Annotated in this window: 13 protein-coding genes; 10 read left to right on the forward strand and 3 right to left on the reverse strand. The window is 69.2% G+C overall.

Annotated features, from left to right (window positions below):
• The first annotated feature begins 4 nt into the window (after window positions 1-4).
• From AC2VOK_RS17770 to AC2VOK_RS17800, 7 genes are all read left to right on the forward strand, one after another.
• Entirely contained in the window at window positions 5-322 is a 318-nt protein-coding gene (locus tag AC2VOK_RS17770; protein ID WP_421529408.1) for a WXG100 family type VII secretion target, read from the forward strand.
• On the forward strand, window positions 285-635 hold the full coding sequence (locus AC2VOK_RS17775) for a WXG100 family type VII secretion target (protein WP_428901643.1): 351 nt from the start codon (window positions 285-287) through the stop codon (window positions 633-635). Before AC2VOK_RS17770 ends, AC2VOK_RS17775 begins: the two co-directional genes overlap by 38 nt.
• A gap of 226 nt (window positions 636-861) precedes the next feature.
• Entirely contained in the window at window positions 862-1,305 is a 444-nt protein-coding gene (rplM, locus tag AC2VOK_RS17780) for a 50S ribosomal protein L13 (RefSeq protein ID WP_421529406.1), read from the forward strand.
• Window positions 1,306-1,421: 116 nt separating this feature from the next.
• Window positions 1,422-1,835 carry a 30S ribosomal protein S9 gene (gene rpsI / locus AC2VOK_RS17785; protein ID WP_428901652.1) on the forward strand — a complete coding sequence of 138 codons (414 nt, stop codon included), beginning with the start codon at window positions 1,422-1,424 and terminating at the stop codon, window positions 1,833-1,835.
• Between the two features lie 152 nt (window positions 1,836-1,987).
• On the forward strand, window positions 1,988-3,322 hold the full coding sequence (gene glmM / locus AC2VOK_RS17790; RefSeq protein ID WP_428901644.1) for a phosphoglucosamine mutase: 1,335 nt from the start codon (window positions 1,988-1,990) through the stop codon (window positions 3,320-3,322).
• 43 nt (window positions 3,323-3,365) lie between these two features.
• Window positions 3,366-3,671 (forward strand): type VII secretion target, encoded by a 306-nt coding sequence (locus AC2VOK_RS17795; RefSeq protein ID WP_428901645.1) that lies wholly within the window; start codon window positions 3,366-3,368, stop codon window positions 3,669-3,671.
• 2 nt (window positions 3,672-3,673) lie between these two features.
• Entirely contained in the window at window positions 3,674-5,074 is a 1,401-nt protein-coding gene (locus tag AC2VOK_RS17800; RefSeq protein WP_428901646.1) for a hypothetical protein, read from the forward strand.
• Between the two features lie 5 nt (window positions 5,075-5,079).
• Here AC2VOK_RS17800 and AC2VOK_RS17805 read toward each other — a convergent pair whose 3' ends face one another.
• The 3 genes from AC2VOK_RS17805 to AC2VOK_RS17815 are packed head-to-tail and all read right to left on the reverse strand — an operon-like array spanning window position 5,080 to window position 7,280.
• Window positions 5,080-6,123: an LLM class F420-dependent oxidoreductase gene (locus AC2VOK_RS17805; RefSeq protein WP_428901647.1), complete on the reverse strand. Its 1,044-nt coding sequence runs from the start codon at window positions 6,121-6,123 to the stop codon at window positions 5,080-5,082.
• Between the two features lie 46 nt (window positions 6,124-6,169).
• Window positions 6,170-7,021 (reverse strand): dienelactone hydrolase family protein, encoded by an 852-nt coding sequence (locus tag AC2VOK_RS17810; protein ID WP_428901648.1) that lies wholly within the window; start codon window positions 7,019-7,021, stop codon window positions 6,170-6,172.
• A 49-nt stretch (window positions 7,022-7,070) separates the two neighbouring features.
• Complete coding sequence (locus AC2VOK_RS17815; protein ID WP_428901649.1) at window positions 7,071-7,280, reverse strand: Rv1535 family protein; 210 nt, start codon at window positions 7,278-7,280, stop codon at window positions 7,071-7,073.
• 413 nt (window positions 7,281-7,693) lie between these two features.
• On the opposite strand from AC2VOK_RS17815, the gene glmS reads away from it, so the two are divergent.
• From glmS to AC2VOK_RS17830, 3 genes are all read left to right on the forward strand, one after another.
• Complete coding sequence (glmS, locus tag AC2VOK_RS17820) at window positions 7,694-9,571, forward strand: glutamine--fructose-6-phosphate transaminase (isomerizing) (protein ID WP_428901650.1); 1,878 nt, start codon at window positions 7,694-7,696, stop codon at window positions 9,569-9,571.
• A gap of 132 nt (window positions 9,572-9,703) precedes the next feature.
• Entirely contained in the window at window positions 9,704-10,552 is an 849-nt protein-coding gene (locus AC2VOK_RS17825; protein WP_428901651.1) for a DUF4436 domain-containing protein, read from the forward strand.
• Window positions 10,553-10,640: 88 nt separating this feature from the next.
• Window positions 10,641-11,309, forward strand: a complete 669-nt coding sequence (locus AC2VOK_RS17830) for a rhomboid-like protein (protein ID WP_428901653.1) — start codon at window positions 10,641-10,643, stop codon at window positions 11,307-11,309.
• The last annotated feature ends 363 nt before the right edge of the window (window positions 11,310-11,672 follow it).

The following is an 11,672-nucleotide window of genomic DNA, read 5'->3' on the forward strand; positions in this document are numbered from 1 at the left end:
TGATATGGCGACTTCCAACACCCTGAGCACCGACTTCGACCTGATGCGCTCGGTCGCGGCCACGACCGACACCCGCAACGAAGAACTCCGGGCGATGCTGCAGGTATTCATCGGCCGCATGGGCGGCGTCCCGCCGTCGGTATGGGGCGGGCCCGCGGCGGCGCGGTTCAAGGAGGTGGTGGATCGCTGGAACGCCGAGTCGTTGCGGCTGCACCACGTCCTGCATGACATCGCCGAGACCATCCGGCACAACGCGGCCGCCCTGCAGGAGGCCGCACAACACCATGCCCACCGCGTCGCCGCCTCCGGCGCACACCTGTGACGGGAAGGAGACAGTCGTGGAACCGGTGCTGTCCTACAACTTCGGCGAACTGGAATACGCTGTGCGCCAAGAGATCCACGCCACGTCGGCGCGGTTCAACGCCGCGCTGGAGGAGTTGAGATCGCAGATCGCCCCGCTGCAGCAGCTGTGGACCCGGGAAGCGGCGGCCGCCTACCAGGTGGAGCAGCTGAAGTGGCATCAGGCAGCGACCGCGCTCAACGAGATCCTCGTCGACCTCGGCAACGCCGTGCGCGACGGCGCCGAGGAGGTGGCCGACGCCGACCGCCGAGCCGCCGGTCTCTGGGCGCGGTAGCCGTCGCGCTCCCACGAACGTCTGTGTGGTTCCGGCGGAGGAGAGCCGCCGGGACCACACAGCGATTTTGACCTGCGGGGACGTCCGTCGGTAAGCTGCTGCGTTGGCGTGCGGTAACGCCGGGGCCTCGGGTCAATGTCGGTCGCCGAGATCAGCCCCACCGTGTGGCGCCTGACCGGCACCCGGGTCGCACCGGGATTCACCCCGAGAAGAGAAGGTAAGCCCTGTGCCTACTTATGCGCCGAAGGCGGGTGACACCACGCGGTCGTGGTATGTCATCGACGCCACGGACGTGGTGCTTGGCCGTCTTGCCGTTGCGGTAGCCACCCTGCTGCGCGGTAAGCACAAGCCGACGTTCGCCCCCAACGTCGATGGCGGAGACTTCGTCATCGTCATCAATGCCGACAAGGTCGCCATCGGCCCCGAGAAGCTGCGCGACAAGCTGGCTTACCGCCACTCCGGATACCCCGGTGGCCTGCGCAAGCGCACCATCGGAGAGCTGATGCAGAAGCACCCCGACCGCGTCGTTGAAAAAGCGATCGTCGGCATGCTGCCCAAGAACAAGCTCAGTCGGCAGATCCAGCGCAAGCTGCACGTCTACGCCGGTCCGGAGCACCCCCACGCCGCGCAACAGCCGGTTCCGTTCGAGATCAAGCAGGTGGCCCAGTGACCGAGACGACCGAAGCCGTGGAAGTGGAAGAAGCTCCGCAGGCCACCGAAGCCACCGAAGCGCCGGAAGCCGCTCTCGAGGTCCCAGAGCGCACCAAGGCTGCTGGGGTCACCGGCATGCCCGCCGGCGACTCCTTTGTGTTCGAGCGGCCCATCCAGACCGTCGGCCGCCGCAAGGAGGCCGTGGTGCGGGTGCGGCTGGTGCCCGGCACCGGCAAATTCGACCTCAACGGCCGCAGCCTGGAGGCATACTTCCCCAACAAGGTGCACCAGCAGCTGATCAAGGCTCCGCTGGTCACGGTGGACCGGGCGGAAAACTTCGACATCTTCGCCCACCTGACCGGCGGCGGACCATCGGGACAGGCCGGTGCGCTGCGCCTGGGCATCGCCCGCGCGCTGATTCTCGTGCAGCCGGAGGACCGCCCCGCGCTGAAGAAGGCAGGCTTTCTCACCCGCGATCCGCGTGCTACCGAGCGCAAGAAGTACGGCCTGAAGAAGGCACGTAAGGCACCCCAGTACAGCAAGCGCTGATCGGCGGTCACTTTCCGGCCGCGAAGCGGCATCTCGCACGAGACTTTGTGTCCGGTTCTCGGCGTGTCTGCGCGCAATCGTGCGCGGTTTCGGTCAGAAAAGAACAGGCACGCTGGGTGCTGGACCGCCCAAACTGTGAGAGGTTTGTCCGCATGGGTCGACTATTCGGCACTGACGGTGTTCGTGGGGTCGCCAATCGTGAGTTGACCGCCGAGCTGGCGTTGGCGCTGGGCGCGGCAGCGGCCGGGCACCTGGCGCGGCCGGGCGGACCCGGCAGGCGGGTCGCAGTGGTGGGCCGGGATCCCCGTGCCAGCGGGGAGATGCTGGAAGCCGCGGTGATCGCCGGGCTGACCAGCCAGGGCGTCGACGCGCTGCGGGTCGGGGTGCTGCCCACACCGGCGGTGGCCTACCTGACCGGTGCCTATGACGCCGACTTCGGTGTCGTGATCTCGGCATCGCACAATCCGATGCCCGACAACGGCATCAAGGTGTTCGGTCCCGGCGGCCGCAAACTCGACGACGACAGCGAGAACCGGATCGAGGAACTCCTCGCCGCCGGGCCGGGGGTGCGGCCGGTCGCGGCGGGGATCGGTCGGGTGATCGACGCCGAGGACGCCGCGGACCGCTACCTTCGCCACGTCGGCAAGGCCAGCACGCTGCGGCTCGACGGGCTGACCGTGGTCGTCGACTGCGCCCACGGCGCGGCGTCCTCAGCCGCCCCGACCGCCTACCGCGCCGCCGGTGCCCGGGTCATCGCGATCAACGCCGAGCCCAACGGGCTCAACATCAACGACGGTTGTGGGTCCACTCACCTGGATTCGCTGCGCGCGGCAGTCGTCGCGCACGGTGCCGATCTCGGCTTGGCGCACGACGGGGACGCCGATCGGTGTCTGGCCGTCGACGCCGGCGGACACGTCGTCGACGGCGACGCGATCATGGTCGTGCTCGCGTTGGCGATGCAGGAGGCTCGGGAGCTCGCCTCGGACACACTGGTCACGACCGTGATGAGCAACCTGGGGCTGCATCTGGCCATGCGTTCGGCCGGTATCAGCGTGCGCACGACCGGCGTCGGCGACCGCTATGTTCTGGAGGAGTTGCGCGCCGGCGACTACAGCCTCGGCGGGGAGCAGTCCGGCCACATCGTGATGCCCGCGCTGGGCTCCACCGGAGACGGCATCGTCACCGGTCTGAGATTGATGACCCGCATGGTGCAGACGGGCGCCCCGCTGGCCGAGCTCGCCGCGGCGATGCGGACGTTGCCCCAGGTGCTGATCAACGTCGAGGTCGCCGACAGGGCCGCCTCCGAGGCGCCGTCGGTGCAGGCCGCTGTCGCGGAGGCGACGACCGAGTTGGGCGATACGGGCCGGATCCTGTTGCGGCCCTCCGGAACCGAACCCGTGATCCGCGTCATGGTCGAAGCGCCCGCCAAGGAGGTCGCGGAGCGGATCGCCGCGCAGGTGGCCGAAGCGGTCAGCGCCGCGAGCTGATCTTCGTTGGAACCCCGGCGCCGCTCCCGGCGTCGGAACAGGCATGAGAGAACGCAGTTGTGCCGAGGTTGACGTGCCGGCGGTGCACGGGGTCGCCGACCGATTGAGGGTGGCCGCCGAACTGATCGACGACGCCGTGGAGGAGCACCTGGCCAGGCTGGCCTTCAGCGGGGCCGGTGCAGGGCGCCCATTCGCCGCGCGCGGCGATGCACTGCGTGCGGGCCTGCAGAGGCTCGCGGCGGAGTTGTCGCAGTGGTCCCGGGCGTCCGTGGCCGTCGCCGTTGCCCTGCGAGCCAGCGCCGACCGCTATGCCGACGCCGAACTGTGCGCCGCCAGACGGATCGCCTGAGCATGGCCGACCGGTTTGACGTCGCCGAACGCCTCGCCGACGGCCGGTTCGCCGCCGAGCACATCCAGTGCTACGTGCAGGCCTGTCGCGCGCTTGGTTACCGGGAGCCCGACCTGACGGCGCGCCCGTCCCAGATCCTGGACTGGTACGACAGCGAACAGGGCCTGGACCTGCATGCACTGGATCGCGACTGCGCGCAACTGCGTGCGGCGGGCGCCGCAGTCGCCGAAGCCCTCCGCATTCAGCGGGCCCAGGTAGACGAGCTGGCCGCGGCATGGACGGGCCCGGGCGGTGCCGCCGCGATCGCGTTCCTGCGTCGCCATTGCGACGCGGCCGACACCGTGACCACCGAGGTCCGTGCTGCGGCGCAGCGGTGTGAGTCGTTGCGTGACAACCTGTGGTACCTGCTCGACTCGAAGGTCGCCACGACCGTCGCCATCGACGATCGCACGCAGGCGCAGCGGCCGGCGTGGTTAACGGCCGCCGCAGCGGCCACCCACGGGGCCGGCGATCCGGCGTCCGTCGAACAGGTCGTCCGTCACGAGATAAACCCCTACGTCGACAACGACATTCGCAACGACTGGCTGACCGCGATGCGTTCGAGCATGGCGGGGATCGCAGCGGCCTACGACATGGTCATCGACAGGATGGCCGTCGCGCCGGTGGCGTACTTCGAGGTTCCCGGCGATTTCGGTCCGGCCTACCAACCGGACCCGCCGGCGGCCGTCGCACCCGCGGCCGTCGTACCCGCCGCGGTGGCGTCCCTCGGGCCGACCGACCCCTCGCTGCCTCCTGCGCCGGCCGGCGCGCCGCCGCCGCCCCCTGCGCCGGCCGGCGCGCCGCCGCCGCCCCCCGTGCCGGCCGGCCCGCCGCCGCCGCCCCCCGTGCCGGCCGGCCCGCCGCCGGCTGCTGCCACGGCGCCTTTGGCCCAGGACTGGGGAGCGGCGCTCGGTGACGCGGCGGGTATGCCCGCCGGCGGTCTGGGCGGCGACCTCGGTGGCCTGGGCGGTTTGAGCGGACTCGCGGGTCGGATCGTCGATGCCATGGGTGGTCTGCTCGGTTCGGCCGGCCGGCTCGGCGACCCGGCGGCGCTCGACGACGCACTGAGCGCCGCGGACGACCCCGGCGGCGACGCCCCCTTCCGCCCAGTCGGCAGGGACCAGAACGCCGACGAGCAGTCCCCCGGTGACGATGTCGAGGACGTCGGCCAAACGGACCAGGACGACCAGTCGCAACCCGGTGACCAGTCGCAACCCGATGACCAGTCGCAACCGGTCGATGCGCTGGCGCCGGTCGCTGCACCCGGTCCCGTGGCGCCGCCGGGCGACGCGGAACCTGCGGTGGACCAGGCATCGACACCGTGTGAGATCGCCGCGGACCAGCTGCCGCAGGCGGGCCAGTGACGAGTTCAGTCGGGTCGCAGCTCGAGAAGCTCTTGGACATGACGCACTGATTCCCTGGGTTCGGCGGCCACCGGGCTGACCAACAACGTCGTCACCCCGGCCTCGGCGAAAGCCGCCAGGCGTTCGGCGACGAACCCTCGGGGGCCGACCAGCGAAATCCCGCGCACCAACTCGTCGGGCACGGCATCGGTGGCCTCCAGCTTGCGGCCGGACAGATACAGCTCCTGAATCCGGTCGGCGACCTCACCGAACCCGTACCGGGTCGCGAGATTGTGGTAGAAGTTGCGGCCCTTGGCCCCCATCCCGCCGATGTATAGGGCCAGCTGAGGTTTCACCCAGGCCAATCGCTCCTCGACGCCGTCACCGATGGCCAGCGATGCGTGCACCATGACATCCAGCGGCCCCAGCCCGGGATCGCGTTTGGCAGCACCGGCGGCCAGCGCCTCGCCCCAGACGGAATCGGCTTTCTCCGGCAGGTAGAAAACCGGCTGCCAGCCTTCGGCGATCTCGGCGGTCAATTCCACGTTCTTCGGGCCCAGCGCGGCAATCGTGATCGGAATACGTTCGCGCACAGGATGATTGATCAGACGGAGAGGTTTGCCCAGTCCCGTGCCCCGGCCGGGCGGCACCGGGATCTGATAATGCGCGCCGGCGTATTCGAGCCGTTCGCGCCGCCACACCTTCCGGCAGATCTCCACGACCTCGCGGGTGCGGCCCAACGGCGCGTCGAACTCCACGCCGTGAAATCCTTCGATCACCTGGGGCCCGGACGTGCCGATCCCGAGGCGGAACCGGCCGTCGGACACGAAGTCCAGGCCCGCGGCGGTCATGGCCAGCAGCGACGGTGTCCGGAGATAGAGAGGAACCACACCTGAGGCCAACTCGACGATGTCTGTCTTGGCCGCCAGGTATCCGAGCTGGCTGACGGCGTCGAAGGAATATGCCTCGGCCACCACCGCGATGTCGAGGCCGGACTTCTCCAGCTCGACGACGCGGTCGACGGCCTGGTGAAAGCCACCCGAATAATCCAGAGCTATCCCGATGCGCACCCACGAGGCATACCACGACGTCCCCGGCGTGCTGCGGCGGGCCGCGCTATTTCAGCAGCGCGACGATCTTGTCTTCCAGCGAAACCGGCGGGGTCTGGGGGTCCACCTGATCGGTCCTGGGCAGGTGCACGTCCGGATCGGCGAAGTCGCGGTAGGTCGTGTCACCGCCGAGTGTGCAGAGCAGGTACCCGGTCAGCAGCGCACGGACCGAGCGCTGCGTGCGCCGGTGCGACCCGCCCAGCCCGAAGGCTTGGGGCAGTCGCCGGCCCTCGGCCAGCCCGCCGCGTTCGGCTTTGCGGACGATGCGCAGCGTGGCCGCCTGCCATGCGTGCGACAGGGCCAGCGCGTCGGAGTTCAGCGACGCGGGGTCTGCGGGCGCGGTCAGGACCAGGCCGGGAACCTTCAACGTCGCAGCCGGCTCCTCGGCCCGGGGACTGGTCACCGTCGGGAAGATCGCCGCGACTGCTCGGGCCGGCTCGCCGGCCATCCCGGCCATGCCGGCGGCGGCGAACACGGCAGCCGACCCGCCGAACCCGTGGCCCGCGAGGCCGAGCTTGGCGGGATGGACGCTGATCTTGCCCGGTCCGAGGCGAACTCCCGCCATGATGTCGAGCGCGGTACCGAGGTCGAACGCCAGATTCAGCACCGACGGCGCCACGCCGCGCTCGGTGTCAGGAGCGCCCGCCGCGATGCCCCACGACGCCAGGTGCTCCAGAAGACCGTGATAGCGGGCGGCGCCGGTGAGCCAGTCATGGCCGAAGGCCACGCCGGGAAGGTTCAGCCCCGCCTCTGGGGTGTAGACCACCCCCGGCAGGCCCGCGAAGGCCAGGTCACCGCGCAAAACCCGGTGGGGGCCACGGCGGCTGAGGGTCGCGACGAGCGTGCGGATGCGGGCCACCCGTCGACGGTAGCGCACCGCGGCGGTGCGCCGGGTGCCTCAGCGGCCGTTACGCGAGCACCTCGATGACCCCCACCCGCCACAGCGCCGCGTAAAGCTGGCGCAGCGGAACGCTCAACATGCGGGCTGCGGCGTCCACCAGTGGATCACCGCCTCCGACGATCGGCGAGTGCCGGCTCGGACCTGGCAGCGGGGCGGCCGGCGTCGACCCATGAGCATGGTCGGCGCACAGGACTTCGTCGTAGAGCACAGCCGTCATGGTTCTCTCCTCGAAGCTCTGATCGGTGGCCGCTGTGATGTGCACCGTCGCGGAATTCTCCGTGAGCACGTGATCGGGACGGCCTATCGGGCGTTGGCGTGTCGTGAAACATTTGCTGAACACCTGTCATCGCGTGGCACATACCGCCAGATTCGCGGGGCCATCGACAGTGAACCGTGCCGTGTACGGCCGAGCCCTGTGCGGGAACTGGACAAAAATCGGAGCTCTGGCTCGCGGAGACGTCTGGGGAATCGGTGCTTTCGTGGTCACCAGAGCCGATATGGACCCGCCCCGGCATCGGCTGCGGCTCGCGCCCGGGCGCGCCCTCCGGTGTCAGGCAGGCCCCGCGCCGTAGCTCCGGCCGTCCGCGTGCGTCACCGCCCCGACGGTGGCCCTGCACTACCCTGGGATGGATGTGCGGAATCGTCGGCTACGTCGGGCAGCGTCGAGCCCACGAGGTCGTCATGGACGCGCTGCGCCGGATGGAGTACCGCGGCTACGACTCGTCGGGGATCGCGCTGGTCGAGGCGGACGGCCGGCTCACCGTGCGCCGTCGCGCCGGCCGGCTGGCCAACCTCGAGCAGGCGGTCGCCGACATGGCGGCGTCGTCGGAGAGTTCGCTGACCGGCACCACCGGCCTGGGCCACACGCGCTGGGCCACCCATGGGCGCCCCACCGATCGCAACGCCCACCCACACCGCGACGCCGCCGGCCGGATCGCCGTCGTCCACAACGGCATCATCGAGAATTTCGCGGTCCTGCGTCAGGAGCTGGAGGCGGCCGGGGTGGAGTTCGCCAGCGACACCGACACCGAGGTCGCGGTGCACCTGGTGGCGCAGGCATACCGCCACGGCGCCACGGCCGGTGACTTCGTCGCGTCGGTGCTTGCGGTGCTGCGCAGGCTGGAAGGCCATTTCACGCTGGTGTTCGCCAGCGCCGACGCGCCCGGCACCATCGTCGCCGCCCGCCGGTCCACACCGCTGGTGCTGGGCATCGGCGACGGCGAGATGTTCGTCGGCTCCGACGTGGCGGCGTTCATCCCGCACACCCGCCACGCCGTCGAACTGGGTCAGGACCAGGCCGTGGTGCTGACCGCGGACGGCTACCGGATCACCGACTTCGACGGCAACGACGACGCCGCCAACGCCCGCGAGTTCCACATCGACTGGGACCTGGCCGCCGCCGAGAAGGGCGGCTACGAGTACTTCATGCTCAAGGAGATCGCCGAGCAGCCCACCGCGGTGGCCGACACGCTGCTCGGGCACTTCGTCGACGGCCGCATCGTGCTGGACGAGCAGCGACTGAGCGACCAGGAACTCCGCGACATCGACAAGGTGTTCGTGGTCGCCTGCGGTACCGCTTATCACTCCGGGCTGCTGGCCAAGTATGCGATCGAGCACTGGACCCGGCTGCCGGTGGAGGTGGAGCTGGCCAGCGAATTCCGCTATCGGGACCCGGTACTGGACCGCAGCACGCTGGTGGTCGCCATTTCGCAGTCCGGCGAGACCGCCGACACCCTGGAAGCGGTGCGCCATGCCAAGGAACAGAAGGCCAAGGTACTGGCGATCTGCAACACCAACGGCTCGCAGATCCCGCGCGAATGCGATGCGGTCCTCTACACCCGCGCCGGCCCGGAGATCGGCGTGGCCTCCACCAAGACGTTCCTCGCACAGATCGCCGCCAACTACCTGGTGGGGCTGGCACTGGCGCAGGCCCGCGGCACCAAGTACCCCGACGAGGTCGAGCGCGAATACCGTGAGCTGGAAGCGATGCCCGACCTGGTGGCCCGGATGCTCGCGACGATCGGGCCGGTGGCCGACCTGGCCTACCGATTCGCCCGGTCCTCGACGGTGCTGTTCCTGGGCCGCCATGTCGGCTACCCGGTCGCGCTGGAAGGCGCGCTCAAACTCAAGGAACTGGCCTACATGCACGCCGAGGGCTTCGCCGCCGGCGAGCTCAAGCACGGCCCGATCGCGTTGATCGAAGACGGCCTGCCGGTCATCGTGATCATGCCCTCGCCCAAGGGGCAGGCCACGCTGCACGCCAAGCTGCTCTCCAACATCCGGGAAGTTCAGACGCGCGGCGCGATCACCATCGTCATCGCCGAGGAGGGTGACGACACCGTGCGTCCCTACGCCGATTACCTGGTCGAAATCCCCTCGGTATCAACACTTCTGCAGCCGCTGCTGTCCACTGTGCCGTTGCAGGTGTTCGCCGCGTCGGTGGCGCAGGCCCGCGGCTACGACGTCGACAAACCGCGCAACCTGGCCAAGTCCGTCACCGTGGAGTAGGCCCCGACCGCCGCCGCCTGCTCGCGCCGCTTTGGCCGAATCGCCGCAGTGCACCGCTTCGTGGCACTACATTCCTCGGGGACGTTCCGCATTCCTCGGGGACGTTCCACCGGGGTGCAAAAAGGGAGCAGTATGGGCGCAGCGGTCGGCAGATTCGGCGCCGTTGGTCTGGTGGTGGGCATCGTCGGGGCGTACGTGGCCGCGGTCGCGCTGTACGCCGCCGGCGGCCCGAGCCGCCAGCGGATGATGACCCCGCCCAGCGGCGAGGCGACAACGGCGACAATGAACGTCGAAGACATCCAGTCGAATTACAGTGTGCTCGTCGCCAATCTGACCGTGGTTCCCGGCTCGGCGCTGCTGGACCCGCAAACCCAGCACCTCAGCGAGGATCTCAGCCTGCGGGTCCGGTCGGTGGCCTCGCCGACCCGCCGCACGTGGACCAGGGGCATGCTGCCGGGCACGTTCCCCGTTCCGCTGACCATCGCCGGCGAGATCGAACGCTGGCCCTTCGACCACTACCGCTCCGGTCCGGTCGAGGTCGAACTGTTCCGCGGCGACCAGTCCGAGCCCATCCGCGTGCCCGTGAAGTTCGTCAATCATCTCTCCGGGTGGGAGGTCGCCGCCGGTAACCGCAACGGGCAGGGCCCCTACCGGGTGAGCCTGCAGCGGTCGCTCAGCACGGCGGCGTTCGCCATTGTCATCCTCGGCGTCCTGATCACCATCGCCGTCCTGGCCCTGGTTGTCGCGATCCAGACCGCGCGCGACCGGCGCAGGTTCCAGCCGCCGATGACGACCTGGTACGCGGCGATGCTCTTCGCGGTGGTGCCGCTGCGCAACGCGCTGCCCGGCTCGCCGCCGTTCGGCAGCTGGATCGACATCACCATCGTCCTGTGGGTGCTCGTCGCATTGGCGGTGTCGATGTCCCTCTACATCAACTGCTGGTGGCGGCACCTGAGGCCGGACAACCCCTCGCGTTCCTGATGCGTCTGCCGTCCTTTCACCGCGCAACGTTCGGCGTGCCAAGGTTGATGGCGTGGCGAATACCTCGGCGGGGACACGACTGCGAGGCATGGCGCTCGCGGTGTGGCATTTCGTCACCGACGCGCCGCTGACCTACGGCTGGTTGCTCGTGCTGGTGACCACGACGCTGATCCAGAATCACCTCACCGGCCCGCAGTTGCACGCGGTACTGCTTCACCGCTCCACCAACATCCACGGGCTGGGCTCCGATCCCCTGGGTGTGCTGTTCTCCAGCCTGCTGTGGATCGACGGCAAGGAACTGGAACCCTACCTGCTGCTTTTCAGCCTGTTCCTGGCCCCCGCGGAACACTGGCTTGGCCAGTTGGGATGGCTCACAGTGGGATTGACGTCCCACATCCTGGCCACCTACGCCGGCGAGGGTGTGCTGTACCTCGCGATCGAGGAGCACGACGCCTCGGAACGACTGGTGCTGGCCCGCGACATCGGAGTCAGCTATTTCCTGGTCGGAGTCATGGGTGTGCTGACCTATCGGATTGCGCGACCCTGGCGCTGGGGCTACCTCGGGGTGTTGTTCGTCATCTTCGGCTTTCCGCTGATCACGATGGACCGCACCGAACTCGACTTCACCGCGATCGGGCACTTCGCCTCAATCCTCATCGGCTTGTCCTTCTATCCGATGGCCCGTGCCAGAAGCGTCAGGCGGGTCGGGCCGGCCGGACCCACGACCGCGATGTGGCGATCCGGCCACAGGTCATAGGTCACGCGAGCGTCGTCGTGTCCGTGGCGCCGGTCGCCGGCCGGCCGGCCGGTCCGACGGTGAGAGCAAAGGAAAAAAAGGTGTCACATTCCTGTGCTGCATTCGCCGAACAGGCAGTAAAGTCCCGGTTAGCTGGCAGGGCGTTGTTACCCGAGGTTCGCCCGGGGGGTCCCGGACGCCGGCTGTGAAGCAAACAGGAGGTTGTTGATGAACGTGTTGTCGTACTCCACTCCGATCGTCGGCGGGGGCCTGCGGGGCTTCGCCACCTCGTCCCGTTCTCTCCGGGGTGCCATGGCAACAGTGCTGGCGGTCGCCGGTGCCGGCGTGATCGCGCTGAATCCGGCAACGCCGGGTGTTGCCGGT

Source organism: Mycobacterium sp. TH-M116, assembly GCF_057473685.1.

Bases quoted from the DNA above. Each gene is read 5' to 3' on its own strand.
- AC2VOK_RS17770 (WP_421529408.1), top strand. From the start codon at position 5: ATGGCGACTTCCAACACCCTGAGCACCGACTTCGACCTGATGCGCTCG.
- AC2VOK_RS17775 (WP_428901643.1), top strand. From the start codon at position 285: ATGCCCACCGCGTCGCCGCCTCCGGCGCACACCTGTGACGGGAAGGAG.
- rpsI (WP_428901652.1), top strand. From the start codon at position 1,422: ATGCCCGCCGGCGACTCCTTTGTGTTCGAGCGGCCCATCCAGACCGTC.
- glmM (WP_428901644.1), top strand. From the start codon at position 1,988: ATGGGTCGACTATTCGGCACTGACGGTGTTCGTGGGGTCGCCAATCGT.
- AC2VOK_RS17795 (WP_428901645.1), top strand. From the start codon at position 3,366: ATGAGAGAACGCAGTTGTGCCGAGGTTGACGTGCCGGCGGTGCACGGG.
- AC2VOK_RS17800 (WP_428901646.1), top strand. From the start codon at position 3,674: ATGGCCGACCGGTTTGACGTCGCCGAACGCCTCGCCGACGGCCGGTTC.
- AC2VOK_RS17815 (WP_428901649.1), bottom strand. From the start codon at position 7,280: ATGACGGCTGTGCTCTACGACGAAGTCCTGTGCGCCGACCATGCTCAT.
- glmS (WP_428901650.1), top strand. From the start codon at position 7,694: ATGTGCGGAATCGTCGGCTACGTCGGGCAGCGTCGAGCCCACGAGGTC.
- AC2VOK_RS17825 (WP_428901651.1), top strand. From the start codon at position 9,704: ATGGGCGCAGCGGTCGGCAGATTCGGCGCCGTTGGTCTGGTGGTGGGC.
- AC2VOK_RS17830 (WP_428901653.1), top strand. From the start codon at position 10,641: ATGGCGCTCGCGGTGTGGCATTTCGTCACCGACGCGCCGCTGACCTAC.